Origin of the sequence: Leucobacter sp. UT-8R-CII-1-4, assembly GCF_030010235.1 — a bacterium.
Taxonomy (GTDB): Bacteria; Actinomycetota; Actinomycetes; order Actinomycetales; family Microbacteriaceae; genus Leucobacter.
Genome location: NZ_JASCRS010000003.1, coordinates 196,307 through 220,948, shown reverse-complemented (window position 1 = coordinate 220,948; position 24,642 = coordinate 196,307). Strand labels below are relative to the sequence as shown.

The following is a 24,642-nucleotide window of genomic DNA, read 5'->3' as shown; positions in this document are numbered from 1 at the left end:
GTCGAATGCACGCCAAATCGTGTACCCTACGCCGGTGACTCTTGAAGCCGGCGAGCAAGTGAGTCTTCCTCACGAAATCTGGCAGCCGATCGAGGCCGCCCACCAACGCAGAGTCGAAGAACTCACCACGGCCCATCTTGCCAGACGCCTCGCTAGGCAGCGCCACCCAGTCGAAGACTTCCTGTGGACCTACTACTCAGTGAAACCCGCGGAACTCCGCAGATGGCACCCCGGAGCAGGCATCACACTTGAGGTGACCGACGAGGATCGCGTCGCCTGGAAGTTCTACACCGTGCGGGCAGGAGAAGCGACTGTCGACCTCGACAGCTACTTCGAAAAGCGCGGCGCGACCGTCGACTACGTCGAACAGCTCCTCGGAGCAACGCTCGAACACACTCCCCAGTTCGGCTGCTTTGGCCTGCACGAATGGGCAATGGTCTATCGGATGACCCCGGAGCAGTTGCGGCACACCGGCCTACCGCTCAGAATCGGCCACGAAGCCACCGATCAAGTGGTTGAAACGAACCCGATCAGCTGCACCCACTTTGACGCCTACCGATTTTTCACGCCTGAGGCAGCACCGCTAAACGCCCTTCGACCAACCCGAGAAAGCCAACCAGCACTCGAACAGTCGGGCTGCCTGCACGCCGGTATGGACGTCTACAAGTGGGCGGCAAAACTCGGCCCGATCATTCCGGGCGATGTGCTGCTCGATGCCTTTGTGCTCGCACGCGACATTCGTGAGGTTGATATGCGGGCCTCGCCCTACGACGTCAGCGAGTACCGCGGCGCCGACGGCGAACTGCTCAGCGCAGTTCCGATTGAAACCGCTGCGGGCAAGCGACAGTATGCCGAGCTGCAGAGAGGATTCGCCGAGCGGGGCAACGCCCTACGCCACCGCGTGCTCGCCGCCATCGCTCACGCCCGCTTACTCAGACAGTCCCAGTAACCACGCTGCCGTCATCCTGCGAGCTATGCCGTCTCCGGCCGCACAGCCACGGGATGACGGGTCGATCCACCCAACCGCACGGCCAGGCGCGCTACTTACTCAGCGGAAGTAGTTTCCTCGGCAATGCTTCGGTGATGCCGAATCACCTCGGCCACCACGAAGTTGAACCACTTCTCGGCGAATTCTGGATCAAGCTGTGCGTCTTCGGCGAGCGCGCGCAAGCGAGCGATCTGGCGCTCTTCACGCCCAGGATCGCTCGCTGGCATGCCGTGTTCTGCCTTCAGCTCACCAACCTGCTGGGTGCAGCGAAACCGCTCAGCCAGCATGTGGATCAGGGCAGCATCAATGTTGTCGATGCTGCTGCGCAGCGCAAGCAGCGTAGCTTCAGGGGTTCGATCGCTCACGGCTTTTCCTCGTCTTAGTCGAGCAGATCGTGGCGCACAACAACCTGTTCGCGCTCGGGCCCAACACCAATGGCTGACATGCGTGATCCGCTCATCTTTTCTAGCGCGAGAATGTAGTCCTGCGCGTTCTTTGGCAGATCTTCGAAACGACGAGCGCCCGAGATGTCCTCTGTCCAGCCAGGGAACTCCTGGTAGATCGGCTTTGCGTGGTGGAAGTCGGTCTGGTTCACCGGCATCTCGTCGTGGCGCACACCGTTCACGTCGTATGCAACACACACTGGAATGGTCTCAATACCCGAGAGCACATCGAGCTTCGTGAGTACGAAGTCGGTAACTCCGTTGATGCGCGCCGCGTAGCGCGCCATTGGCGCGTCGTACCAACCACAGCGGCGCAGACGCCCGGTAGTCGTACCGTACTCGTGGCCGACTCGTGCGAGCTGTTCGCCCATTTCGTCGAAGAGTTCGGTTGGGAACGGACCAGCCCCCACTCGTGTCGTGTATGCCTTGATCACAGCGATCACGCGATCGATTCGATGCGGTGGCAGACCACTACCGGTCGATGCGCCGCCGGCAGTCGCGTTCGATGAGGTCACGAACGGGTAGGTGCCGTGATCAATGTCGAGCATGGTTGCCTGGCCGGCTTCAAAGAGCACAGTCTTGTCGTCTCGAATCGCTTCGTGCAGCATGAGGCCGGTATCGCAAACCATTGGCTCAAGCAGTTCCCGGAAGCTCAGCAGCTCTTCGACTACCTCGTCAACGCCGATAGCGCGACGGTTGTAAATCTTGACGAGCACCTGGTTCTTGAACTCAAGAGCCGCTTCGACCTTCTGACGCAGAATGCTTTCGTCAAAGATATCCTGGATTCGAATGCCCACGCGGTTGATCTTGTCGGCGTAGGCGGGGCCGATCCCACGCCCGGTGGTACCGATCTGACGCTTACCAAGGAAGCGCTCCGTGACCTTGTCGAGAGTGCGGTGGTAAGCCGTAATGACGTGCGCGTTGGCGCTGACCTTGAGCTTCGAGGTGTCGACGCCGCGCTCGTTGAGTGCGTCAAGCTCTTGCTTGAGCACTGCGAGGTCAACCACAACACCGTTTGCGATGATCGGGGTGACACCCGGTGTCAGAATTCCCGAGGGAAGCAGGTGAAGTGCGTATTTTTCGTCGCCGATAACGACAGTGTGGCCGGCATTGTTGCCGCCGTTGAATTTGACCACGTAGTCGACTCGGCTACCGAGCAAGTCTGTTGCTCGGCCTTTGCCTTCGTCGCCCCACTGGGCACCGGTGATCAGTACTGCGGGCATCTCAGCCCCTCCTTATTACTGGCAGGCAGTTACTGACCCAGTGTACCGAAGCGCTCAGATATCCATGCAGCCGCTTCGGAGGGTGCGAATTTGTCTTGCATTACGCCCGAGTGATGGGTGGCCCACCAACGCCCGGTTAGTTCGAAGCCTGCTGCACGATATTTCCGCATCAATCCGCGGGTGAAGGGGGCTGGAGCAACCTCATCGAAGCGCGCTGCATCAATCCGAAGTGGCGGCTGCCCGGCACGCGGAGAAAGATTGGCGAGTTCGTTTCTGCGGAACGATTCGAAAAGCATTTGCCACATTTGTGCTTGCTTCGCGCCCCCGATTCGATTGGGTGCGATGCCTCCCCAGGAGTCGTCGCGACCGAGTTCGACCAGTGTTTTCGAAGCTAGGTCGGCCCAGGCGGTTTTCGCGGCTGGGCTCAGCCCTTCAGCCTCAACAAGTTGTTTGAGCCGAGGATCCTCAGCCGAAGCGCCAAGCAGCATCAGGCCAATGAGCGCCGAAACTGTCGCGGAACCCGGCACCCAGCCGGCCATCTTGCGGGCCACCCCGATGCTGAGTTCCATTCTGGTGACGGGCGCAAAGGCTGAGGTGCCAAGAAGCACCGCATCGTTGTCTGGCGCGGTTGCGATTGAGGCGAACATGGCCGCAACCGCACCCTCGGAATGGCCTGCGAGCACCCAGCGGTTGCCGAGCCGAGCGTCGAAGCTGTGGCGTGCGGCCATCATGGCTCGCATTGATTCACCGAGTGATGCGCCGATTAGATAGGGGTGACTGCCGATCGAACCGATGCCCTCGTAGTCTGGCCGGAGCACGGCGATACCTCGACGGAGCAGTCGGCCGCAGAGGGCATCACCCTGCGAGATTCGCCGCCATTCAACGTGTCCTGGCTCTGCACGGCTCGGGGCCGCCGCAGCTGAGGCGCCCGTTGTCATATGCCCGTAGACAACTACCGGATAGCCGCCACTTGGCGCTGCACTATCTGGCAGATGCACAAGCCCGCTCTGCTCACGCTGCTCACCGTCGATCCCTTTCGCGGAAAATGTGACGGCATGGCCCGGTAGCGGCTGCATTACCATTTGCCCTTGGGAAAGATTTTGCGCACCGCGGTGGGTAGAACTCCAAGCAGTGAGCTTTTTCTCGTCTCTGCCTCATTCACGACGTCAACGAAGAAGCGGGCTACGGGTTCAAGCTGGTCGACATCGATCCGGTCGATTGTGTCGGCGTCGTCGTAGAGATAGAGCGGCCCTGAAACGAGACTCACCGTGGGAACCCCGGCAACAAAGGTGAATGATGCGTCTGTGGGAATACCGCTCGCTGACGCTTCAAAGAGCGCCGCACCGAGCAGGCTTGTAGAAACCAAGTGATGTTTTCGTACCAGCGTTGCGATCTTTTTGGTGAAGGCAGGGTTCACATTCACGAAAATACCGCGCGGCTCAGTTTCTTGCACGGTTTCGAAGTGGCCGTTGCTTCCGCGAATCGCGCGCAGGCCGACATGCTCGATCGTGGCATTGAGCACGATGTTCCAGCGCGGTTCTGGCGCGAGCACGTGTCTACGTGTGAACTCCATGTGCGCGTGATACCCGGTGAAGTGAGTGTCAAAGGTAATAAAGAGCAGTGTTTTCTCGCGCATAACACCTTGTTTTGCGAGCTCGCCGTAGTGTTCGGCAAGCGCAATAACCTCAGCGGTTCCAGAGGCGTCTTCGACGGCGCCCGGGCTCACCGAATCGTGGTGCGATTGAATCATGATGGTGTCGCGGCTTCGCCCCGGCAGTACACCGATGACTGTGCGTGAGTTCACTCGCTCTCGACGCATATCGAGAGTGAGTTCGGCTGATCCACCGTTTTGCATTGCGAGCTGCCTGCGCAGTGCTTTGCCGGTGTCTTTCGTAATCCAGACGCCTGGGAGCGCGAAGAGTGTTCGGCGGTAGTACTCGTTGTGGTACCGATGCGATTCTGGGTAGTCACGCAGCACACCAATCAAGCCGACGGCGCCTGCTTTTGCTGCTTCAACCATCACTTTCGCGAGCGTCGTAATGTAGGGATTTCGACTGCCGAGCACATCTTTGCGGCGCAGCTTTCGCTCGGGGTCGTACATTGAGATTGATAGTGGCAGGGAGTGCGCCGTGGTCATGGTGAATGCCAAATCGAAAAGCACCACTTTGCCTTTGACGTCGTGCTTTCGAACAGGGTCTGCGCCGATGTCTACGATTGGCGCGTGCAGTCGGTGCTGCACTTCTCCGGTCCAGTCGTGTCCGGGTAGGCCTGAGTGCAGAATTGGCGAACACTCGTATTCGGTGCCAGCGACCGTGATGCCGTGCCGGTCAGCGGTCCAAGCATACGAATCAACGTCGAGGTACTCGGTTTCAAGACCTGCCTGTTCAAAACGATCTGCAACATAGGCCGCAGCTTGCTCACCGCCAGGGCTGCCGGTGGCGCGGGGCGCCATTGCGACAAGATCCTCGATCGTCTTGTATATCGATGGGGTTTGCAAATTCATAGGGCGATCGTATGACTATGATCAGATTTATTCGCTAAGCAAGGTTGATCCTTCGATTTGGCGAGAAAGGCTCGGCATTTTCGTCACATGATCAACGATGACTTCACTTCTCACGATACTGCTCCACGCCTGCTCGACGAGCTTGACCTTGCCATCGTGCACACACTGCAACTTGATGCCAGGGCACCGTGGACCCGAGTCGCAAGTGCCGTTGGCGCCGATAGCGCCACAGTTGCGCGGCGCTGGGAGCAGATGCGTGAGGAACGTCTCGCCTGGCTCAGTTGCTGGCCAAAAGCCGCCCAGTGGGAATCAAGCACCGACCTCGCCATGGTGCTCCTTGAAGCCCACGCAGACATCGCCGCGATCAGCGCACTCCCCTGGACACTGAGCATCGATGAAACCTCTGCAGGTGTTGTCGCGCTTGTTGCCACCGGCGCTGGCCTGCGTAGTCTCGCTCCGCGCGTGCGCGAACTTGCGGTCACGGCGGGCCTCGGCGAGGCGGGTATTGCTCCACGAATGCACGTGGTGTCAGCCGTTCACGCAGAAGACTCGATGTGGCGCACGGGCGCTCTCGATCCGCGCGGACAGCGACTCATCACCAAATCACTTGCCGGTGAACCAGCGATTGCTCCGAAACGAGAGCTTGTTGCCGAACTTCTTGAGGTAATGCTTGAGGATCCCCGAATGAGTGCGGCGACCCTCGCTTCACGGTTGGGGGTCTCTGAGGCAACAGCGCGGCGTTCAGTTGATCGAGCAACGGCCTCTGGCCGGTTGGGGCTCGGGTGTGACCTCGCAGTTCCGTCAGCGGGGCTTCGTCGCGGTGCCATGCTGTGGGCGCGATCCTCGCATTTGCAACTTTCGGCTTCGCGGGCAAAAAGCTTGCCTCAGGCCTACCGAGTGCTTGAGATTGTCGGGCCAGCTCCGCTGTGCCTAAGTGTTCGCGCCGCGACGCTCACCGCGCTGCCGGAGCTTGAACGAAGCCTCGGCGAAGACATACAGATCACCGATCGCTGGACGGTGTTGAGCCCGCGCAAGCGCAACGGCCACCTGCTTGATGAGTGGGGTCGCACAATCGGGCAGGTTCCGGTGCGCTGGTAGTTGCAGCATTTGTGTAATGAACTAGCGTGATTCCAAGCGACTAGCTACCCTCGTATGTCGGCGGGTTCAACGCATGTACCCGTGCCCCCCACATCTCGGAGGTCGCGCATGCGAACCACACGTTCATTTTTTGCTGCCCTACTCGGCTCTATTGGCGCGCTCGCGCTCTCTGGCTCGATATTCGCTGCCAGCCCGGCGCTTGCGGTCGGCGCCAGCAGTGCCGCACAGAACGCGACGGCCAGTGCTGATGCGGCGGCAGTTTCGGGGCAACCCGAGATCACCTCGGTCGCGCTCAAACCGTACCTAGAGGGTTTGCCTGATTGGCCGTCAACCATGTTCTCGACGTTTGCGCTGGTGATCGATTTTGCGAGCGCCGCTCCAACGCCGGGCAAATCGGTCACGCTTGCGCTCTCACCCGGTCTCACCGCAGCAGCCATGCCCGGCACTGTCGACGACGAAAATGGTCAGGCTCTCGCTGACTTTGAGGTGCTCGCGGGCGGCAGCGAGGTGCGGATCACCTTCACCGAAGCGGTTGGCGAAGTCTCAAATCTTGAGGCCACTCTTGCGGTCTTCGCGAACGCGAGCTGGCTAGACCCGAACGACACCACTTACCTCGCCGAAGCGACGATCGGCAACACTGTGTTTCCGCTCAGCATCGACTACTCGGCTGAGACACGTTTTCCGCATCGCGCCGAAGAAAACTGGTTCATGAGCGACTCGGGCTTGCCCCGGTTTAGTTCACTCAGTCTGTTTGACGGTCAAGCGGAAGCCGCAAATTTTGGTGGCCTGTGGGTGGCTTCAGGGCCCTACGAGTCTTACGACGCCCGGCTTCTTCCGGCTCCAGGCAGCACTCGGCTTTTCGAGGTCGCAGCGCCCCCGACCAAGCCAATTGACTATGTCTCGCCTGAAACAGAACTCGTTGCGGGCACCGACTACACGCTCAACGAGAACGATGAGTACCTTGGCCAGCGTGTAATTTCAGCGACGATCGCACAGCCCAAAAATGCTGGTTATGCCATCGAGCAGGCTTTTGACCTGCAAGATCCGGGCACGGTTGTCATGCAGGTACCCAATGACACTTTGCCGGCGGCTGCTCGCTCACTCTATTTCCCGTCGATAGCTCGCTGGATCACCGCCGCCGATACCACCGCCACAAGTGGGCCGGGCATGCAGGGTTCCATGTCAGCGATCTATTTTGTGAGCTCGGGCGGCAGCGCAACTGCCACCCCCGCCGAGGCGGCGCTCAACGTGCACCGAGATATCGAAACCATCGCAGCAGCAGGCACGACTCACGGTACTGTGACGCTCAAGATTGAGAACACCGGCAATGTCCCGTTGCAGACCGACGTGCTTGATTCGCTTGCTGCCGATGGCGCACGGGTCAGCGTGGGCCAAGCAAACGCCACCTCTCGCACGGCTCTGATCCCCGGTAATGAGTTGCACTGGAACGGTGTGGTGCAACCGGGCAGCGAGATCTCGGTGAGCTACGAGTTCATGGCTGAAGCAACCAGCGTTCAGGCCGGTAGCGTGGCGTTCTCTGGTGCCGCGAGTGGCATTTCAACCGCCAACGCCCAGATGTCTGCTGATGCCGAGTTCGTTGACGAGTTGGTCACTGTTGCCGGTGCACCTCTTACGGTGGATCCGACAACGCGCGGCGAACAGCAGTCCGGGCTTTCACACACCGGGTCGGGCGATGCTTTTTGGCTTGGCCTTGCGGCAGTTCTCACCGCTTTACTTGGTGTCTCGGCAATCGCGGTTGGGCGTCTTCACCGACGAAACTAGCCCCGCGGTTGAAACGGTTGCCTTGCGCTATCCCTTGGCCAAGGCTTGCTCACGCAACTGCCCGTCAAGACGGTACTTCGCGAGCGGAATGAGGCTCAGTACGCACAGCACTGCCGGCACTACTGAGACACCAAGCACAATCGCCCATTGGGTTTCTGCCGACTGTAGTACGGCCGATCCGCTTGCCTCAACATACCCGCCAAGACTCAAAATCACGCCGAGCAAAGCGGGGCCGAGCGCGAGGCCGAGCAGTTCAAAGCCGGACCACAACCCAGAGATCATGCCGATCCGGTTGACCCCTGAGCGTCGCGCGTCTTCGGCGGCCACGTCTGGCAGCATCGCGAGAGGGAAAATCTGTGCACCCGCATAGCCAATCCCGACGACGGCCGCGGCGATAAGGAGCATTGCGGTGTCACCAGTTCGGCTGCCGAGCAGAGCGAAGAGCCCTACCGAAAGCACCACGGTAGCGATCATGAAGCCTCGTTTTTTACCAAGCTTCACCCCGACTTTGGACCAGAGCGGCGCAAAAAGCACAGCCGGCAACACAAAACAGGCGAAGGCAAAAGTAGAGACGCTTGGGTCGTGAACAACGTGCCTTGCCACATACACAACCCCGCTCAGCACCATGCCGATCGCAACCGCCTGCAATACGAAGGCAATTACCAGGTCACGGGTGTCTCGGTTTTTGAGCACAATTCCGAGCTGCTCAAGTAGTTTGCCCCCGGCTTCTTCGGTGCGCGCGAGCGGAACACCCTTGGTGCCGAAGTAAAGCCCGAGTGCGCCGAGCAGAATCAACAGGCCCATCACCGCGGCCATAATTCGATAACCAGTGATGCCCTCGGCTGCTTCGACCAGCATCGGAGCCGCCGCGCCCGAAACCAGGATCGCAATGCTGAATACTGCCACTCGCCAGGTAGTGAGCCTGGTCCGCTCGCTGTAATCGTCGGTTATCTCTGCTGCCATTGAGAGAAATGGCACCTGAAAAAATGCGTAGATTGTTGCGCAGGCGAGCGAGATGAGCAGCACCCAGAGTCCAGCAAGCAGTGGCGGACTCGTCGGTCCAACAAAGATGATCACGAAGACGATGGCCAAGAGCGCACCCGCTCGAATTACGAACGGCCTGCGCCGATCACTTGGGTGTTGCGAACGGTCGCTGATGCGACCCGCAATCGGGTTGAGAATAAAGTCCCAAGCTTTCGGGGCAAAGACGATCAAGCCGGCAAGCCCCGCAGCGACCCCAAGGTAGTCGGTCAGAAACGGCATCAGAATAAGTCCCGGCACCGTGCCGTAGGTGCCTGAGGTGATTCCACCGAGGGCGTAGCCCATACGTACGCGCGGCGACAGCTTAGTCATGAACCGATCGTAGAGCTGCCATCATTTTTGACTCCAACAGCGGCGCAATCACGCATAATTTTGCTGTTGATATCGGAGATCAGTCACACAAGAAAGGCGAGGGGCGGGTATTACCCATTCGCGCCACACGCCAATGCCGTGACAAACCATCCAGCCAGTACACACCCACCAAGCGAGACATAGACTGCAACTATGACGAAGATCAGTCCCGAGCTTGCCGAGTTTCTCGAGGGGGTCACGCCTGCCATCCGCAGGCGTGATGCTGAAACACTGCTTGAGCTCTACGCCAAGGCAACCGGGCTTGAACCAGAACTGAGCGGCACCATTATTGGTTTCGGTAGCTACGACTATCGCTACGACAGCGGTCACAGCGGCACCGCCGCAGCCGCGGGCTTTTCACCGCGAAAAGCCGCGATGTCTGTTTATCTTTCCGACGGGACTGCCGCGCACGCGACGCAACTGGCTAAGCTTGGCCCGCATCGCGCCGCTGTCGGCTGCCTCTATCTTGGCAACCTTGAAAAGATTGACCTTGCCGTGCTTGAAAGCATCGTGCGTAAGTCGTTTCAAACGCTCAGCGCAGGGGTGTACGGCTCACGCGCACGCGAAGGAACAGAATAACCAGCGCAGATCCCCGCAACTTAAGGAACGAGGATCAGCTTGCCCGTCGTTCCACGACCAGCAAGCGCCTGGTGCGCGGCAGCTGCATCGCCAAGCGCAAATCGCCCACCAATACGCAGCGTAAGCGATCCGCTTTCTAGAGCCTCAAACAATTCGCGGTAACGCCATGCGCGCTCTTCTTCAGTTCGCATGAAGTACATCAGTGAGGGCCTCATCACCGAGAGCGAACCGCCTGCGTTCAATCGCTGCAAGTCAAAGGGCGGCACCTGCCCACTCGCGCCGCCAAACAGTACGAGCTCCCCACGCACGCGCAGCGCACGCAACGAGTCGTCAAAGGTATCTTTGCCCACACCGTCATAAACCACCGCAGCCCCGTCGCCACCGGTAAGTTCACGCACCCGGTCGGCGAACCCCACGTATTCAAGCGAGTGCGCTGCCCCTGCATCAAGACTAAGTTCACGCTTCTCTCGCGTCGACGCGGTGGTAATCACTCGCACGCCGCGCGCCACCAACAGCTGAGTGAGAAGCAGGCCGACACCGCCCGCGCCGGCATGCACCAGCACGGTTTCGCCGGCTTGAGGCGTGGCGGCAGACGTGGCTAGATAGTGCGCAGTGCACCCCTGCAGCGGCAGTGCCGCTGCAGTTTCAAGGTCAACGCTGGCCGGCACATGCGCAGCTTCTTCCGCGGCGACGATGAACTGGGTGGCGTAGGTTCTGCTGGCACCCGCCGTGGCGATACGATCGCCAACGGAAAACCCGGCAACGCCCTCGCCGACCGCAATCACCGTGCCAGTAGCCTCCGTGCCCGGCACGAAAGGATACTCAACGGCGTACACCCCTGAGCGCTGGTAGATCTCAATAAAGTTCACGCCAACCGCAGCGGTTTCAACCAGCAGTTCTCCCGCTTGCGGCTGAACATCGGGCAGTTCTTGCAGGCGAAGCGATTCTGGCCCGCCAGCCTCATTCACCACAATCGCACGCACGGCTCTCCCCTGTTCTCTCGTGCTCTCACCCTACGCCGCTCGCCGAGATGACGACAGCGCACTGTCTACTATGACGTGCTAGCACCAAGCACAATGTTCTCTGGTGTTTCACCGGCTTGCAGGTGTGCAATCTGACGACGAATCAGAGCACCAATACGCGGCATCATCGCGGTCGAGTCTCCACCTGCGTGCGGCGTGATAATCACGTTGTCAAAGCCCCAGAGCGGGTGATCGGCTGGCAACGGCTCCGGTTCAGTGACATCAAGCGCCGCACGCAACCGACCAGCGCGCAGCTCAGCGGTAAGCGCTTCAGTATCAACCACAGCGCCCCTTGCAACATTCACCAGCAGCGCATCATCGGGCATTGCAGCGAGCGCTTCGGCGTTCATCATGCCGGCAGTTTCAGCGGTGAGAGGAACCGTAAGCACCACTACCTCTGCGCTGCGCAGTGCATCGTGCAAACGATCAAACCCGAGCACCTCGACGGTTTCGCCGGCGTGGTTTTGCTCGGTGCGGGCGCTTCGGGCGATCCTCGAAATCTGCACTTCAAAGCCCGCCAAACGAGCTTCAACAGCTTTCGCGACCCCACCGTAACCAACAATGAGCACCCGACGATCAGCAAGGCTCGGGAACGTTCTCAGGTTCCAAGTGCCAGACAGGCCCTCGCGAATGAAGCTGCCCATGCCACGCTGCCCGGCGATCATCAGGCCGAGCGCCAGCTCTGCCGTGCCGCTCTCGTGCACGGTGCTCGCATTCGCCAGCGGCACACCTGCCGGCAGCACCTCAGCGATACCGTTGTAGCCAATCGACTGCCACTGCACGAGTTGAGTGCTTACCTCTCGCACTCTTGCGAGACGATCGTTCCCGCCCCAATACGGCGGAACGACGAGGTCAATCACGGGACGAGGTGCCGGACCGTCAAGGTCCCAAAGCACAAACTCGACCCCTTCAAGATCACCAACGGCCTCTTTGAGTCCTGAGTCACTGGGCAACGACACCACGAGTTCACGCATAAGTCGAGTCTAGCTATGGCAGTTTGAGAGCGAGAGCTACCGGACCGCGGCGATCACCGCGCTGAGTCTGCGGTCGCGCTCTGCGGCGAGCGCAGCGGCAGAATCCTCGTCATAGTCGTCAAACCCGGCAAGAGTTTTGGTACCGAGTCTGCCCGCCGCAACAGCATCAACGAGGCTCTGCGGCGGCGCGAATCGTTCGCCGAAGACCCCCTGCAGGGTCTCGAAGATTGATAGGTAGGTGTCGAGCCCACCAAGGTCAGCATTGGCCAAAGGCCCGAGAGCGGCAAGTCGCGGCGCAAATGAGGTTCGCACCACCTCATCGATTGCCTCACGCGATGCCCCATCTTCGAGGCAAAGCATTGCCTCTCGAATCATCGCGAACTGGATCCGGTTTGCAATGAAACCCGGCCGGTTTTGCACCGATACCGGGGTTTTACCGGCGGCACTCAACAGTTCGGTGACGGCTTGAATGGTGTCTACCGCGGTTTGGCTGCCCGGGGCTAGCTCAACACACTGCACCTCGTATGCGGGGTTAAACCAGTGTGCCGCAAGCACTCGGCCTGGCTCGGGCACAACCCAAGCAAGGTCATCAACATCCAATGAGGAGGTATTCGTCGCGAGCACTGCATCGGCGCGAGCAACTTCACCGAGTCTCGCCCAGAGCTGTTGTTTCAGTTGCAGGTTCTCTGGTGCCGCTTCAAAAACGTAGTCGGCTTCGGCTATTGGCGCCCAGTCTGCGCCGATCTGGCCCACCGCCGCTTTCGGGATTTCTTGCAGCCGCTCACGCAGCGCAGCGGCGCGAGCTTGATCGGGCTCAACCACCGAAACTCTGTGGCCGGCATTCGCCATCGCGATGGCGATACCTGCGCCCATGATTCCGCCACCGATGACGACGATCGATCGCTGCTTGGGGCTCTGTGTCTCTGTCATAGCTTCCTTGCTACCTCCTGCTTCACACTATGGCAGCTGCCGACTTAGCCTGCGACACATTTCTTCGGGGCACTGATCGGCGCGAGATGACAGAATGAAGCCATGAGTCCAGCACGCGCCTATACCGAGTTCGACTACACCGACGCTCACGGCATCGACATTCGTGCCTATGTTTGGTTGCCGGGCGAAGAGAGCCAGCACAACGACACCGATGTGATCGCGCTCTCTGCCGATGGTGGCCAGCCACATGCGATTGTGCAGATCGCGCACGGCATCGGCGAACACGCACTGCGCTATGACGCCTTCGCACGCGTGCTCGCGGCCAATGGCTTCGCCGTATATGCCGATGACCACCGCGGTCACGGTCATACCGGCCGCAGGCAGCACGGCGGAGATCTGGCAAAGCTCGGCAAGCTTGGGCCCGGTGGTTTGCGGGCCACTGAGGCCGCCATTTTGCAGCTCACTTCGATCGCGCGTGAACGCCACCCTGGTCTGCCTGTGATCATGTTTGGCCACTCCTGGGGTTCGCTTATGACGCAGCGAATTTTGAATCACGAGGATCGCCCGTTCGATGGCGTGGTGCTTTCGGGCAGCGCATACCGCACCCCATTGATGATGGAATCGGGCGACCTGAATAAGAATTGGCGTAGCCCGAAGGCGAATGGTTTTGAGTGGCTGAGCCGCGACCCGCGCACCGCAAAAGCATTTATTGCCGACCCGCTCTGTTTCTCGGCAGATATTGCCAAGCTCTTTGGTCTTGCCGATGCGGCACGCCTTTTTGGCACCCCGTCTGCCAATGTCGCTGATGTGCCGATGCTGATTGTCTCGGGGCGCGATGATCCGCTCAGTCGCGGCAATGGTCTGCGCAGGCTCGCCGATGCTTACCGCGCGCGAGGGGTGCGTGATGTCACGCTTCGCCTCTTTGACGGCAGGCATGAGCTGCTCAATGAAATCAACCGCGATGATGTTATCGCCGAGATTGTCACCTGGATGCTTGACCATTTCCCTGTCGGCGAATAGATCACCGGCCGCTGCGCGGCGGCGCTACGCTTAAGGCATGGCCCAGCATCACGGCGAATACAAGGTTCCTGGCGGCAAGTTAGTAGTTGTCGACTTCGATTCTGAGCGCGTAAGTGCTGAGAGTTCTGGTGGCGAGGATCGCGAGATTATTGCGAATTTCAAGCTTTCAGGCGATTTTTTCCTTGAGCCTGATGATGCCCTGCCGGTGATCGTTGCCTCAGTGAACGGTCTTGATGTTCGCACTGACGTGACGCAGATCAGCGCCGCCATCACTGACGCCCTGCCTGCAGATACTCACCTGATCGGCTTCTCGGCTGAGGCCGTTGGGGTCGCGGTTCGACGCGCGCTCACTGGTGCTGCGCAGTGGCGTGACTACGAGTGGAGCATTCTGCACGAGCCGGCACTCTCACCAATGATGAACGCTGCCCTTGACGAAGTGCTCGTGAACGAGGTCGGCAGCGGTAAGCGCGGCCCGACTCTCCGTATCTGGGAATGGGATGAGGCTGCCGTGATCATCGGCAGTTTTCAGTCGGTCATGAACGAGGTCGATGAGGAGCAACTGGCCGCGCATAACGCCCAATTGGTTCGTCGTATCTCGGGCGGCGGTGCGATGTATATGGAACCGGCCAGCAGCATCACCTATGCGCTGTATGTTCCCGAAGAGTTAGTGCGGGGCATGAGCTTCGCCGACTCCTATGCGTTTCTTGATGATTGGGTGCTTGAAGCTCTACGCTCACTCGGCATTGATGCGAGCTACAAACCGCTGAACGACATTACGAGCCCGCTCGGCAAGATCGGTGGTGCCGCGCAAAAGCGGATCGCGAACGGCGCGGTGTTGCATCACGTCACCATGGCGTATGACATGGACGCCGAGGCGATGACCAAGGTGTTGCGAATCGGTCGGGAAAAACTCAGCGATAAGGGCACCACGAGTGCACAGAAGCGTGTTGATCCGCTGCGCAGCCAAACCGGTCTCGCTCGCGAAGAAATCATTTCTCATATGCTCGAGGTCTTTACCGGGCGCTACGGCGGCACGGCTGACAAAGTCACTGCCGAAGAGTATGCTTTCGCGGAGCGGCTCGTGGCAGAAAAGTTCTCAACCGAAGAATGGATCCGTCGCGTGTCCTAGGGATTCGTAAGAATCTCACGTACCGCAGTTGACGCGGTCGGCCCCAACGGGTGTCGGCAACCGGGTCTGCGACTTCACAAACCGCAACCCAGGTGTCGCCTCTCCTTGGCGACACCTCCAAGCCAATGGAGGCAACACATGAGCGTCGAACACAACACCCGCAAGATCGAAGATGGCGTCGTCACTGATCTCAGCGAGAAGATGAGCTACGGCCGCTACCTTGACCTCGATACGCTGCTCTCGGCACAGCACCCGGTGAGCAAGCCCGAGCACCACGATGAGCTGCTGTTCATCATTCAGCACCAGACCTCAGAGCTCTGGATGAAGCTCGCCATTCATGAGCTGGTCAGCGCCCGCGAGTGCCTGCGCAATGACGAGCTCGGCGCTGCCCTCAAACGGATCGCTCGCGTGAAGCACATTCAGAACGTACTCACCCAGCAGTGGTCAGTGTTGGCTACCCTGACGCCTGCAGAATATGCGGAGTTCCGCGGCGATCTTGGAAACTCTTCCGGCTTCCAGTCAGTGCAGTATCGCGCTATCGAATTCGCGCTCGGCAACAAGAACGAGCGGATGCTCAAGGTTTTTGAATCAGAACCAGAGAACTACGCGCTGCTGAAGAAAGAACTTGAGAGCACCACTCTCTATGACGAGTTCTTGCGCCTGATTGCTCGCCGCGGTCTGTACGTGCCAGAAGAGGTTCTGAATCGCGACGTTACCAAGGCGTACGAGGCAAACGAAGAGCTGGTTGCCACCATGACAAAGATCTACGAAAACTCCACCGAATACTGGGATCTTTACGAAACCTGCGAGGCGCTGGTCGATCTAGAAGACAATTTCCAGTTCTGGCGTTTCCGCCACCTGCGCGTGGTCACCCGCACCATTGGCATGAAGATTGGTACCGGCGGATCGAGCGGAGTCGGCTTCTTGCAGCGTGCGCTCGACCTCACTTTCTTCCCGGAGCTCTTTGCCCTCCGCACCGAAATCGGAGCGTAAATCATGCAGACCCGCGTGATCGTCACCTGCCGGGATGCCCTCGGCAACTGGCGCCCGGCCGCGCTGCTGAGCGAAACTGCAGCTAACGGCGAGCAGCGCTGCCGAGTTGATTTTGACGCTGTTTCTGCCGGCGAAGCGCCCCTGAGCGGCGGCGTGTTGACCGGGGGGTTCACCGACTGGCACGTGCATCTGCATCTCAGTGATTGGCAATACCTCGCGGTCTCACCAATAAGCCGGGTGCACGATCTCGGTGGTAGCCCAAGCGAACTCCAGCGGCTTGCCGCAGATTCTGCGCACCCGATTGAAGTCATTCACGCTGGCGCATTTTTGACTCCGGTCGGCGGGTACCCCTCTGACCGGGATTGGGCGCCAGCAGACACCTATCGCGAGATTGCAAACTCGTCCGAGGCTATCGCCGCAGTTACCGAGATGGCATCGGCTGGTGCATCGGCGATCAAGGTTGCCAGCAATAGCAGCACAGGCCCTGTCTTCTCTGATGAACTTTTCAGCCTGATTGTGCGCACTGCTGCCTCCTTCAAGTTGCCTGTAGTCGCGCACCCAGAGGGGCCGGGTGAAGCGCTTCGCGCGGCGCGGCTTGGCGCCACCAGACTCGCACACGCTCCGTTTTCTGAGGTTCTCTCCGAGGATCAGATAGTCGAGCTTGCGGCGCTCACCTCGTGGTGCTCAACACTCGATATTCACGGCTGGGGCGAATACACCGAAGCGCACGAAATCGCGCTCAAAAATGTTGCCGCCTTCGTTCGGCACGGGGGCACCCTGCTCTACGCAACCGATATGGGCAATGGTCCGACTCCCGTCGATTTGAACACTAGAGAACTCGCATCGCTTGCAGCTGCCGGGCTGACGCCTGAACAGGTGCTTGAGGCTCTCACGCCGGGCGATCCAACGCTACCGGACGCGAAATTGCTGTGGGTACCTCGCGACGATCAGGGCGAACTTGATGTTTCAGCTTCACGACCGCTGACGCTCGACAACGAAGAAACTGAGATCTCAGCAATTCTCGCCGCTGCGCAGACAGGAACAAAAGCGCGGCGTTAGCTGGCTCTGTGCCGCCCCACCATCAGTCCGTGCCGATGTTGTCGGGGCGTCACTTGCCAGGTGCCACCGAGATTTTCGACAATTGTGAAGTGGTGCAGTTTGCACCGGCAATGTCGCGAGCACAGGAGGACACCGTGAATTCTGCCCCCGAACTTTTTCTCGGCAAGGGACTCGGTCCGGCATTCGCCAAAGAGCACACGGCCAAAGAGATTATTGGCACCTCGCTCTTCGCCGAAAATCGCGAATTTCCGCAGCTCAGTCTGAATGATTCTGCGCTCACGCAGAACATTGCTGCCATGGCTGAATACACAAAGGCCCGCGGAGTACACCTCGCTCCGCACGGCAAAACCGCAATGTCAGTCGAACTCGCCGAACGTCAGCTTAAGGCCGGCGCGTGGGCCATTACCGCGGCTACCCCAACGCAGCTGCGGGTGTACCGACACTTCGGTATCTCACGCCTCTACCTGGCAAACCAACTGGTCGAACCCTCAGCCATTGCGTGGTTGCGAAATGAGCTCGCTGCCGACCCAGCATTTGAGTGCTTCATCACTGTTGACTCGGCAGCTGGCCTGCAGTTGCTTGCTGACACCTCAGCGGAGTCAGAGACGAGACGACCGATCGATGTGATGCTCGAACTTGGCCATGTTGGTGGCCGCACCGGCACACGCAGCGCCGAAGAGCTCATTGAGCTGGCGCGAACCGCCAAGATCACGCCAGGAGTTCGAGTCGCCGGCGTCACCAACTATGAAGGCACCCTGGGCGGCGCGACACCTGTGGTCGCAGCCGAACGTGTTTATGACTTTGCCTGCACAATGGCAAGCATGGTGGCCCAGCTTGAAAACGAGCATCTTGTTGCCGCTGATTGCTGGGTGAGCATTGGCGGCAGCGCCTACTTTGATGAGGCGTTCCGCGGGCTTACCGAGGCCGGAAACGTTCTGCCCAACCGAATCGTGCTGCGTAGCGGCGCCTACCTCACCTACGACAACGGCCTGTATGCACGCACCGGCCCTGCCGCGCGCGAAATCTCAAACTCCCCCAAGTTCGCCTCAGCCATTCGAGTGTGGGCGCCCGTATTGAGCATGCCCGAACCTGGACTAGCACTGCTGCTCTGCGGTCGACGCGATGTTGGCTTTGACGCCGACCTGCCCGCAGTGCTTGGCGTGCGTGCACGCAATGGAGACAACGCTCGCGCCTTCTCTGGCACCATTACTCAATTGGCCGATCAACACGCCTTCGTGAGTTTTGATCCCACGAAATACGACGCCCAAGCTCTGCCGCGTGTTGGCGAACTAGTTGAGCTGGGTGTCTCGCACCCCTGCACCACCCTCGATCGTTGGGGCCTTGTACCCGTTGTCGATGATCAGTTCCAGGTGTGCGAGCTCACCCAGCTGCACTTCGTCTAGACCTCGCTCAAGCGTTTGCGCTGTCTCGCGACCGCGAGCGCAGTGAGTCCGAGACCAGCTAGCGCCCAGAGCGTGAGCAAGAACGCTGTCATGCCCGCACCGCCCGTGCCCATCGCAATGGCTTGGAAACCGTCAAACAGCGCACCGATTGGGCTCGCGTCGCCAATTGCCTGAAGCAGTGGCGGCGCGGTCGAAATCACACCGATGGCGAATGCAATCACCAGCAGGGCGAAAGAAAGGAACCTTCCGAATCCGCCCAATAGCGCTGACAGACCCTGGTTCACAAGCGAGAACGCTAGCCCTGCGAGGGTGGCAATACCGAAGAAGCCGAGCCCCTGAGTGAAGCTGTAGCCCATCAGAATTGGCAGAATTGCACCAACCACAGCGCCCTGCACGGCCCCGATGACAGCCGCCGGCCAGGCACTTCGCATAGTCACATAACCCACCCCGCGAGCGGCCTCACGGGTGCGACGCCAGAGCGGTGCAAGTACGAGGAACGAGGCGAAAGCGCCGGCCCAAAGCGCGATACCGGCAAAGAGCGGCACACCGGCCGCGTTGAAAAGCTCATCGCTTGCGCCCTTTGCTTCAACCGGTTTGGTCGCAAGTTCGGCTAGGCGCTCACGATCGGCCTTTGAGTAGTTCGGAATTTCGTCTGCTGCCTTGTGCAGGCCGTCTGCGAGTTCGGTACTGCCGTCGGCTGCCTTGTGTGCGCCATCGGCAAGCCCGGTGATACCGCCTGCGAGTTGCGAAGTACCTGCAGCAAGTGTCGGCGTGCCCGCCGCGAGTTCGGCGGCGCCGTCAGACACCTGTCGAGCACCACCAGCAAGCTGATCTGCGCCGTTCGCCAGCTCGCCTAAGCCGCCGGCGTAACCACTCACGCCGGCTGAAAGCAGCGGGCCAGCACTCTTAAGCATTTCCAGTTGGGCCGCGGATTCCGGATCAGTGAGCCCAGCAATCAACTGGTCAAGCCCGGCAAGCGCGGCAGCCTTGTCATCAACTGGAACAAGATCAGCTTCAATTGCAGCACGCAATTGTTGTAAAGATCCGACCGCGCCCTCGAGCCCCATTTGCAGCTTTCCGACTGCATCGCTCACTCCAGCCGTGTAACTACCGAGTTGCGCAGCAACAGAGTTCAGACCTGGATTCCCCTGAGAGCCATCACCGTTTAAAATTCCGTGTGCTCCGGCGGCAATTCCGCCTACTCCACCGGCAATCGCGGCTGTACCGGTCGCGAGGTCTCGCGTTCCACTTGCCAGCTGCTGCGTACCGCTCGCCAGCTCGTTGGCACCACTCGCCAACTGGTCAGCACCGTCAGCAAGCGCAGCCCCGCCGTGGGCGAGCTGCGTTGCGCCATCGGCTGCTCCACTTATTCCCTTGCCGATCTCGTTCATGCCAACAAATACTCCGCCAACAAACTGCTCGCCAAGCTGGGCATTGAGCACACTCGTTGCGGTGCTGGTGACAATGTTCGAGAGCGCTGAGTCAAGCAGTCGCCCGCGATCGCTTGTCTGAATATCGATCGTTGCCTTTTGGGCCTTCTTTACGTCTTTCGATGCCGAAGTTGCCGCCGCAGAGAAGTTTTCTGGAATCGTGACGACAGTGGCGTATCGACCGTCTTTGAGACCTTTTTCAGCGTCTTCTTCATCGGTGAGTTGCCAACTGAAGTTCGTTTCGGCTTCTCCGTCGATCAGTTCGCCAGCAAGCACCCGCCCAAGTGGCACCATTTGGCCATCAACGGTAACGGGCTCGTCGAGATTCACGACAGCCGCGGTCACGGTCTCGAGTCGGTCAGTTGGATTCCACAGCCCCCAGAGCAGCACCCCGGCCGCTGTGAGCGGAACCAAGAGCAGTCCCAGAATTGTTCGCCAGTTCACAGCTTTGCTGCCACGCAGCCGGCTTACTCCCGCGCTCATAGCGCGCCCCCCTCTGTTGCCGCTGTCCAGGCGACCGCTGGCTCTTCCGTTGCCGGCGGCGCCCCAGCGAATCCCTCTCGAATGGTGTATTCGGCCGGCAGCACGGCTTGTGTCTGCTGTACGGTGCCGATCACCACATAAATCTCATTCCCCGATCCGGCGTGCAGCGGGCGCAACGGTCTTGCGTGCACACTTCGCAGATCGATAACGATCAGTTCTGGCCGGTCCTGGTACGCCTCTTCGAGTGTGTCGAGGTTGGCCCAGGCCGAGCGCATACGGACCGAGGCGGCCCGTTCAGGCAGCAGTAGCCCAGCGACCTTAAGCGTGCCCGTTTTCAGGGCACCGCGGCCGGTAAGTACCGCAGCAAGTGCCTGGGTGCGCGGATCAGCCGGGTCAAGCTGCAGAGCTTCGCCGTGGGCGATCCGAAGATCGGGGATTCTGCCCGCTCCAGGCAGTGTCAAGTTTGAGCTGGCGATCCTCGCGCCTGGCATATCTGCTGGCCACTCAGCGTGCGCGAGTTCGCGTGCAAGACCCTCACCCTCAACGTCAAAAGCAGGGAGTATCTTGTCGAGCCAGCGCGGCATGCGCCACGCGCGGTCACCGAGCAACTGCAGTACGGCGGGCACGAGTGTCATACGCACAATAAACGCGTCTACAAACACGCCGACCGCGAGCCCGAGCGCAATCACCTTGATCGATGGATCACCCTCTGGCACGAACGCCGCAAACACGGCAAACATAATGATCGCTGCAGCGGTTACCACTCGCCCTGAGCCAACAAAGCCTCGTTTAATGGCCGAACTACTGTCTGAACCGTGCACCACTTCTTCGCGAATACGCGAGACGAGGAACACTTCGTAGTCCATGGCAAGTCCGAAAAGCACACCCATCAGGATGATCGGCATAAAGCTGAGTACCGGGCCGGCGTGGTGCACGTTCAAGAGGTCGGCGAACCAACCCCACTGGAACACGGCGACCACGGCGCCAAAGGCAACCCCGACTGAGAGCACGTATCCGAGTGTTGCTTTGATCGGCACCCAAACCGAGCGGAACACCATTGCGAGCAGAATCAGTGAGAGTCCGACCACGAGAATGCCAAACGGTACGAGTGCTTCAAGTAGCAACTGTGAGACGTCGATTCCGACCGCCGTGAAGCCGGTCACAGCGAGGCTCACACCGTATTTATCAAGCCATTCGTCATGGTGTGCACGCAGTTCGGCTACCAACGCTGCCGTGCTCTCTGCCTGTGGGCCTTCTTCTGGGATCACCTGAATGATGCCAGTGTCGGCACCCTGGTTTGGCGTGGCCAGGGGCACCTCCGCGACGCCGGGTAGCGCGCGTACTTCGTCGGCTAGGTCTTCCATTAGGCCGAGTGGGTCGGTGCTCGAAATGATCGAACCCGTGAGCAATAGCGGGCCATTTGCTCCCTCACCGAAGTGTTCGCCGGTGAGCTCGTACGTGATTCGAGCGGGGTTGTCTGCTTCAAGTGTCTCGGCGCCGGGCAGCGCGAGACGCAGGCCGAACGCTGGGATCGTTGCAGCGCCAAGCGTGATCAAGACGAGCACTACGGTGATGAGCGGCTTCGCGGTAACCGCGCGCACCCAGCCGCCGAAGAATCGATCCGCTTTGCTCACGGTGACCGGTTTCGCGTCTTGAGCGGACGCGTTTGCACCACTTTCAGCTGCTTCGGCTTGGCCTGCAACTTCACCCTGTGCGAGCAGTCTGCGCTGTTTCTTTGACAGGATCTTGTTTCCCGCCATTGCGAGCACTGCTGGTGTCAGGGTTACTGCGATCAGTACCGCGATTGCGACACCGGCGGCCGCGGCGACACCGAGCGCTGTCAGGAACGGAATACCTGCGACGGAGAGACCCACGAGGGCAATAATCACGGTGAGGCCGGCGAACACCACGGCCGAGCCGCTGGTCGCTGTGGCTCGCGCGATGCTCTCTCGCATTTCGACACCGGCTCGTAATTGCTCTTGATGCCTACTGACAATAAAGAGTGTGTAGTCGATACCGACGGCTAGTCCAAGCATCAGCGCAAGCATCGGCGTGGTCGAGGTCATGTCAATAAATGCGGTGGTGAAGTAAATGCCCGCGACTGAAATGCCAACACCCAAAATTGCGATGAGTAGCGGCATCCCCGCCGCTACAAGGGAGCCGAGGGTGAAGAGCAGCACGATGAAGGCGATAATTACGCCGATGGCTTCGGTGGCCGAGAACCCTGGAATCGCCATTGAAAAGGCGTCGCCACCGTATGAGACTTCGCTGCCCGATGGCAGTTCGGCGCGTAGTCGCTCTGCTTCAGCTTTGATGCCGTCGGCGGTTTCGACTGGTACGTCGGTTGCCGTTGCCTCCATTTGGATGGTGAGCAGGGCTGCCTGTTTGTCGTCGCTCAAGCCGCTGGGTGCGAGTTCAGCGAAGGGGGTCGATACCGCGGTGACGGTGTCGAGTTTCTCGAGTTTCGCTGCTGCGTCTTTAATTTCGGCGCGGATCGGATCACGATCTACGCGCTGCCCCTCAGGGGCAACCACAATAATTGTGGCGCTTGTTCCACTCACCTCGGGGAAGGTGCGACCGAGGGTGTCGATTGCTGCCTGTGATTCAGTGCCGGGAATGGTGATCGGCGCGTCGGCTCCCTTTGAGAGGAAGCCGGCACCCGCACCAAGCAGCGCAAGAATCGCAAGCCAAATAACCAAGACCAGAACTTTAGCCTTGGTCGCTCGGAGCCCAAGGGCGTAGAGCATTGACGACATAGTGTGCCTTCCGGGGTGAGGGCGTTGGGACTATCGATACAGTTGTGTATCCAAATGAATACAGTAATGTATCGAGCATGGCTATTGCTGATGAAAGACTGAGCGTTCCGACAGCTACCGTTCCGGTACTGACGCCGAGCGCACGTCGGCAAGCTACGCGGGATCGCCTCCTCGAAGCTGCGGCAGAAGCCTTTCGCGAAGCCGGCCTGCAAGGCGCATCTGTCGAGGCAATCTGCACTCGAGCCGGGTTCACTCGGGGTGCGTTTTACTCAAACTTTGAGAGCAAAGAGCAGCTTTTTCTCACCCTGCTCGAACGAGAATTTGGCCGCCGCATTGCGCACCTCAAAGCACAATCGGCAGTGCTCGAACCGGAGCTTCGCGAGTGCGGGCCAAGCCTCGGACCCGAGGCTGTCGCCGGTTACGTTGCTGACTTTTTTATGCCCGAAACCGATGCAACCACCTGGTTCGTGCTCGAGACAGAGTTCCTCCTTCTCGCCATGCGCGACCAATCAATTGCCGGTGAATACCTGGAATTCATGCAGCGCTTCTACGAAGAAGTTGCCGAGGCCGTCGCGCACGTAATCGGCGTAGCCGGCCGCAGGTTCTCACTGCCAAGCGAAAACGCCATGCCGCTCCTGAGCGGCGTGTACGAGCGCGAATTGCGCGCCGCCGCCCTGAATGGAAACACCACACTCCGCAGTTTTGACGGGCTCGGCGATCAGCTCGCGGAATTGCTCTTTGCCATCACTGAGCCAATTCCCGCAGAAATCCGCGACACACTTTAGATCGTCAATGGCATGCCGGCCAACCTAGAATGGTGATGTGCTGCTATCAGATCGAGACATCAAGGCCGAACTCGCTACCGGACGCATCGGGCTTTCCCCGAGCGACTCCGAAATGGTGCAACCATCGAGTGTTGACGTGCGCCTCGACCGGTACTTTCGCCTCTTCGATAATCACAAGTACGCGGTGATCAACCCGGCTGAAGATCAGCCAGAGCTGACCCGCCTGATCGAGGTTGACCCCGAAGAAGGCTTCATTCTGCACCCGGGCGAATTTGTACTCGGCTCAACCTACGAGAAAGTGTCGCTGCCTGACGATATTGCTGCGCGGCTTGAGGGCAAAAGCTCGCTCGGCCGCCTCGGTCTGCTCACCCACTCGACCGCTGGTTTTATTGACCCAGGGTTTGAGGGCCACGTCACCCTCGAACTTTCAAACGTGGCAACCCTGCCAATTCGACTATGGCCGGGAATGAAGATCGGGCAGCTCTGCTTCTTCAAGCTTTCAAGCCCCGCCGAGCGACCATACGGTGCCGGAGCAACGTACTCGCGCTACCTCGGCCAGCGTGGCCCAACCGCCTCACGCTCGCACCAGAACTTCCATAAGACTGATGTCACCGTGACCGAAGAGGGTTCGCTCGGCGGCTAGTAGCCAC

At 59.7% G+C, this 24,642-nt stretch carries 21 protein-coding genes; 11 read left to right on the top strand and 10 right to left on the bottom strand.

Annotated elements, in window-relative coordinates; all coding sequences use genetic code 11:
• Positions 1-34 precede the first annotated feature (34 nt).
• Positions 35-949, top strand: coding sequence for a 3-methyladenine DNA glycosylase (locus QBL02_RS08380; protein ID WP_282725961.1), 915 nt, complete (start codon positions 35-37; stop codon positions 947-949).
• Positions 950-1,044: 95 nt separating this feature from the next.
• Here the strand turns inward: QBL02_RS08380 and QBL02_RS08375 are convergent, their stop codons facing one another.
• The 4 genes from QBL02_RS08375 to QBL02_RS08360 are packed head-to-tail and all read right to left on the bottom strand — an operon-like array spanning position 1,045 to position 5,157.
• Positions 1,045-1,353: a chorismate mutase gene (locus QBL02_RS08375; protein ID WP_282725960.1), complete on the bottom strand. Its 309-nt coding sequence runs from the start codon at positions 1,351-1,353 to the stop codon at positions 1,045-1,047.
• A 14-nt stretch (positions 1,354-1,367) separates the two neighbouring features.
• Positions 1,368-2,654 carry an adenylosuccinate synthase gene (locus QBL02_RS08370; RefSeq protein ID WP_282725959.1) on the bottom strand — a complete coding sequence of 429 codons (1,287 nt, stop codon included), beginning with the start codon at positions 2,652-2,654 and terminating at the stop codon, positions 1,368-1,370.
• Between the two features lie 29 nt (positions 2,655-2,683).
• Positions 2,684-3,736 carry a lipase family protein gene (locus QBL02_RS08365; protein ID WP_282725958.1) on the bottom strand — a complete coding sequence of 351 codons (1,053 nt, stop codon included), beginning with the start codon at positions 3,734-3,736 and terminating at the stop codon, positions 2,684-2,686.
• Positions 3,730-5,157 carry a M28 family peptidase gene (locus QBL02_RS08360; RefSeq protein ID WP_282725957.1) on the bottom strand — a complete coding sequence of 476 codons (1,428 nt, stop codon included), beginning with the start codon at positions 5,155-5,157 and terminating at the stop codon, positions 3,730-3,732. The genes QBL02_RS08365 and QBL02_RS08360 overlap by 7 nt, the downstream gene beginning before the upstream one ends.
• 87 nt (positions 5,158-5,244) lie before the next feature.
• Here QBL02_RS08360 and QBL02_RS08355 point away from each other — a divergent pair, with 87 nt between their 5' ends.
• Positions 5,245-6,255 carry an AsnC family protein gene (locus tag QBL02_RS08355; protein WP_282725956.1) on the top strand — a complete coding sequence of 337 codons (1,011 nt, stop codon included), beginning with the start codon at positions 5,245-5,247 and terminating at the stop codon, positions 6,253-6,255.
• Positions 6,256-6,363: 108 nt separating this feature from the next.
• Positions 6,364-8,037 (top strand): hypothetical protein, encoded by a 1,674-nt coding sequence (locus tag QBL02_RS08350; protein WP_282725955.1) that lies wholly within the window; start codon positions 6,364-6,366, stop codon positions 8,035-8,037.
• 27 nt (positions 8,038-8,064) lie between these two features.
• Here QBL02_RS08350 and QBL02_RS08345 read toward each other — a convergent pair whose 3' ends face one another.
• Positions 8,065-9,390, bottom strand: a complete 1,326-nt coding sequence (locus QBL02_RS08345; RefSeq protein ID WP_282725954.1) for an MFS transporter — start codon at positions 9,388-9,390, stop codon at positions 8,065-8,067.
• Positions 9,391-9,582: 192 nt separating this feature from the next.
• Here QBL02_RS08345 and QBL02_RS08340 point away from each other — a divergent pair, with 192 nt between their 5' ends.
• Positions 9,583-10,008 (top strand): DUF1801 domain-containing protein, encoded by a 426-nt coding sequence (locus QBL02_RS08340; RefSeq protein ID WP_282725953.1) that lies wholly within the window; start codon positions 9,583-9,585, stop codon positions 10,006-10,008.
• Between the two features lie 20 nt (positions 10,009-10,028).
• Here the strand turns inward: QBL02_RS08340 and QBL02_RS08335 are convergent, their stop codons facing one another.
• From QBL02_RS08335 to QBL02_RS08325, 3 genes are all read right to left on the bottom strand, one after another.
• On the bottom strand, positions 10,029-10,991 hold the full coding sequence (locus QBL02_RS08335) for a quinone oxidoreductase (RefSeq protein WP_282725952.1): 963 nt from the start codon (positions 10,989-10,991) through the stop codon (positions 10,029-10,031).
• Between the two features lie 68 nt (positions 10,992-11,059).
• The gene (locus QBL02_RS08330) at positions 11,060-12,004 is read right to left on the bottom strand and encodes a 2-hydroxyacid dehydrogenase (protein WP_282725951.1); all 945 of its coding nucleotides are present in this window, start codon (positions 12,002-12,004) and stop codon (positions 11,060-11,062) included.
• A gap of 36 nt (positions 12,005-12,040) precedes the next feature.
• Positions 12,041-12,934 carry a 3-hydroxyacyl-CoA dehydrogenase family protein gene (locus QBL02_RS08325; RefSeq protein WP_282725950.1) on the bottom strand — a complete coding sequence of 298 codons (894 nt, stop codon included), beginning with the start codon at positions 12,932-12,934 and terminating at the stop codon, positions 12,041-12,043.
• Positions 12,935-13,036: 102 nt separating this feature from the next.
• Between QBL02_RS08325 and QBL02_RS08320 the strand changes: the two genes are divergently transcribed.
• From QBL02_RS08320 to QBL02_RS08300, 5 genes are all read left to right on the top strand, one after another.
• Complete coding sequence (locus QBL02_RS08320) at positions 13,037-13,954, top strand: alpha/beta fold hydrolase (RefSeq protein WP_282725949.1); 918 nt, start codon at positions 13,037-13,039, stop codon at positions 13,952-13,954.
• A gap of 37 nt (positions 13,955-13,991) precedes the next feature.
• Positions 13,992-15,083: a biotin/lipoate A/B protein ligase family protein gene (locus QBL02_RS08315; RefSeq protein WP_282725948.1), complete on the top strand. Its 1,092-nt coding sequence runs from the start codon at positions 13,992-13,994 to the stop codon at positions 15,081-15,083.
• A 138-nt stretch (positions 15,084-15,221) separates the two neighbouring features.
• Positions 15,222-16,076 carry a tryptophan 2,3-dioxygenase family protein gene (locus QBL02_RS08310; RefSeq protein ID WP_282725947.1) on the top strand — a complete coding sequence of 285 codons (855 nt, stop codon included), beginning with the start codon at positions 15,222-15,224 and terminating at the stop codon, positions 16,074-16,076.
• A 3-nt stretch (positions 16,077-16,079) separates the two neighbouring features.
• A complete protein-coding gene (locus tag QBL02_RS08305; RefSeq protein WP_282725946.1) occupies positions 16,080-17,135 on the top strand; it encodes a hypothetical protein in 1,056 nt (351 codons plus the stop codon).
• A 134-nt stretch (positions 17,136-17,269) separates the two neighbouring features.
• A complete protein-coding gene (locus tag QBL02_RS08300; protein WP_282725945.1) occupies positions 17,270-18,538 on the top strand; it encodes an alanine racemase in 1,269 nt (422 codons plus the stop codon).
• Here the strand turns inward: QBL02_RS08300 and QBL02_RS08295 are convergent.
• Together QBL02_RS08295 and QBL02_RS08290 are read right to left on the bottom strand one after the other, a co-directional pair.
• Complete coding sequence (locus tag QBL02_RS08295) at positions 18,535-20,451, bottom strand: YhgE/Pip family protein (RefSeq protein WP_282725944.1); 1,917 nt, start codon at positions 20,449-20,451, stop codon at positions 18,535-18,537. The two genes, QBL02_RS08300 and QBL02_RS08295, sit on opposite strands and share 4 nt — an antisense overlap.
• Entirely contained in the window at positions 20,448-23,207 is a 2,760-nt protein-coding gene (locus tag QBL02_RS08290; RefSeq protein WP_282725942.1) for an MMPL family transporter, read from the bottom strand. The genes QBL02_RS08295 and QBL02_RS08290 overlap by 4 nt, the downstream gene beginning before the upstream one ends.
• A 77-nt stretch (positions 23,208-23,284) precedes the next feature.
• Between QBL02_RS08290 and QBL02_RS08285 the strand changes: the two genes are divergently transcribed.
• On the top strand, positions 23,285-23,992 hold the full coding sequence (locus QBL02_RS08285) for a TetR/AcrR family transcriptional regulator (protein WP_282725941.1): 708 nt from the start codon (positions 23,285-23,287) through the stop codon (positions 23,990-23,992).
• 37 nt (positions 23,993-24,029) lie between these two features.
• The gene (gene dcd, locus QBL02_RS08280; protein ID WP_282725940.1) at positions 24,030-24,635 is read left to right on the top strand and encodes a dCTP deaminase; all 606 of its coding nucleotides are present in this window, start codon (positions 24,030-24,032) and stop codon (positions 24,633-24,635) included.
• Positions 24,636-24,642 lie beyond the last annotated feature (7 nt).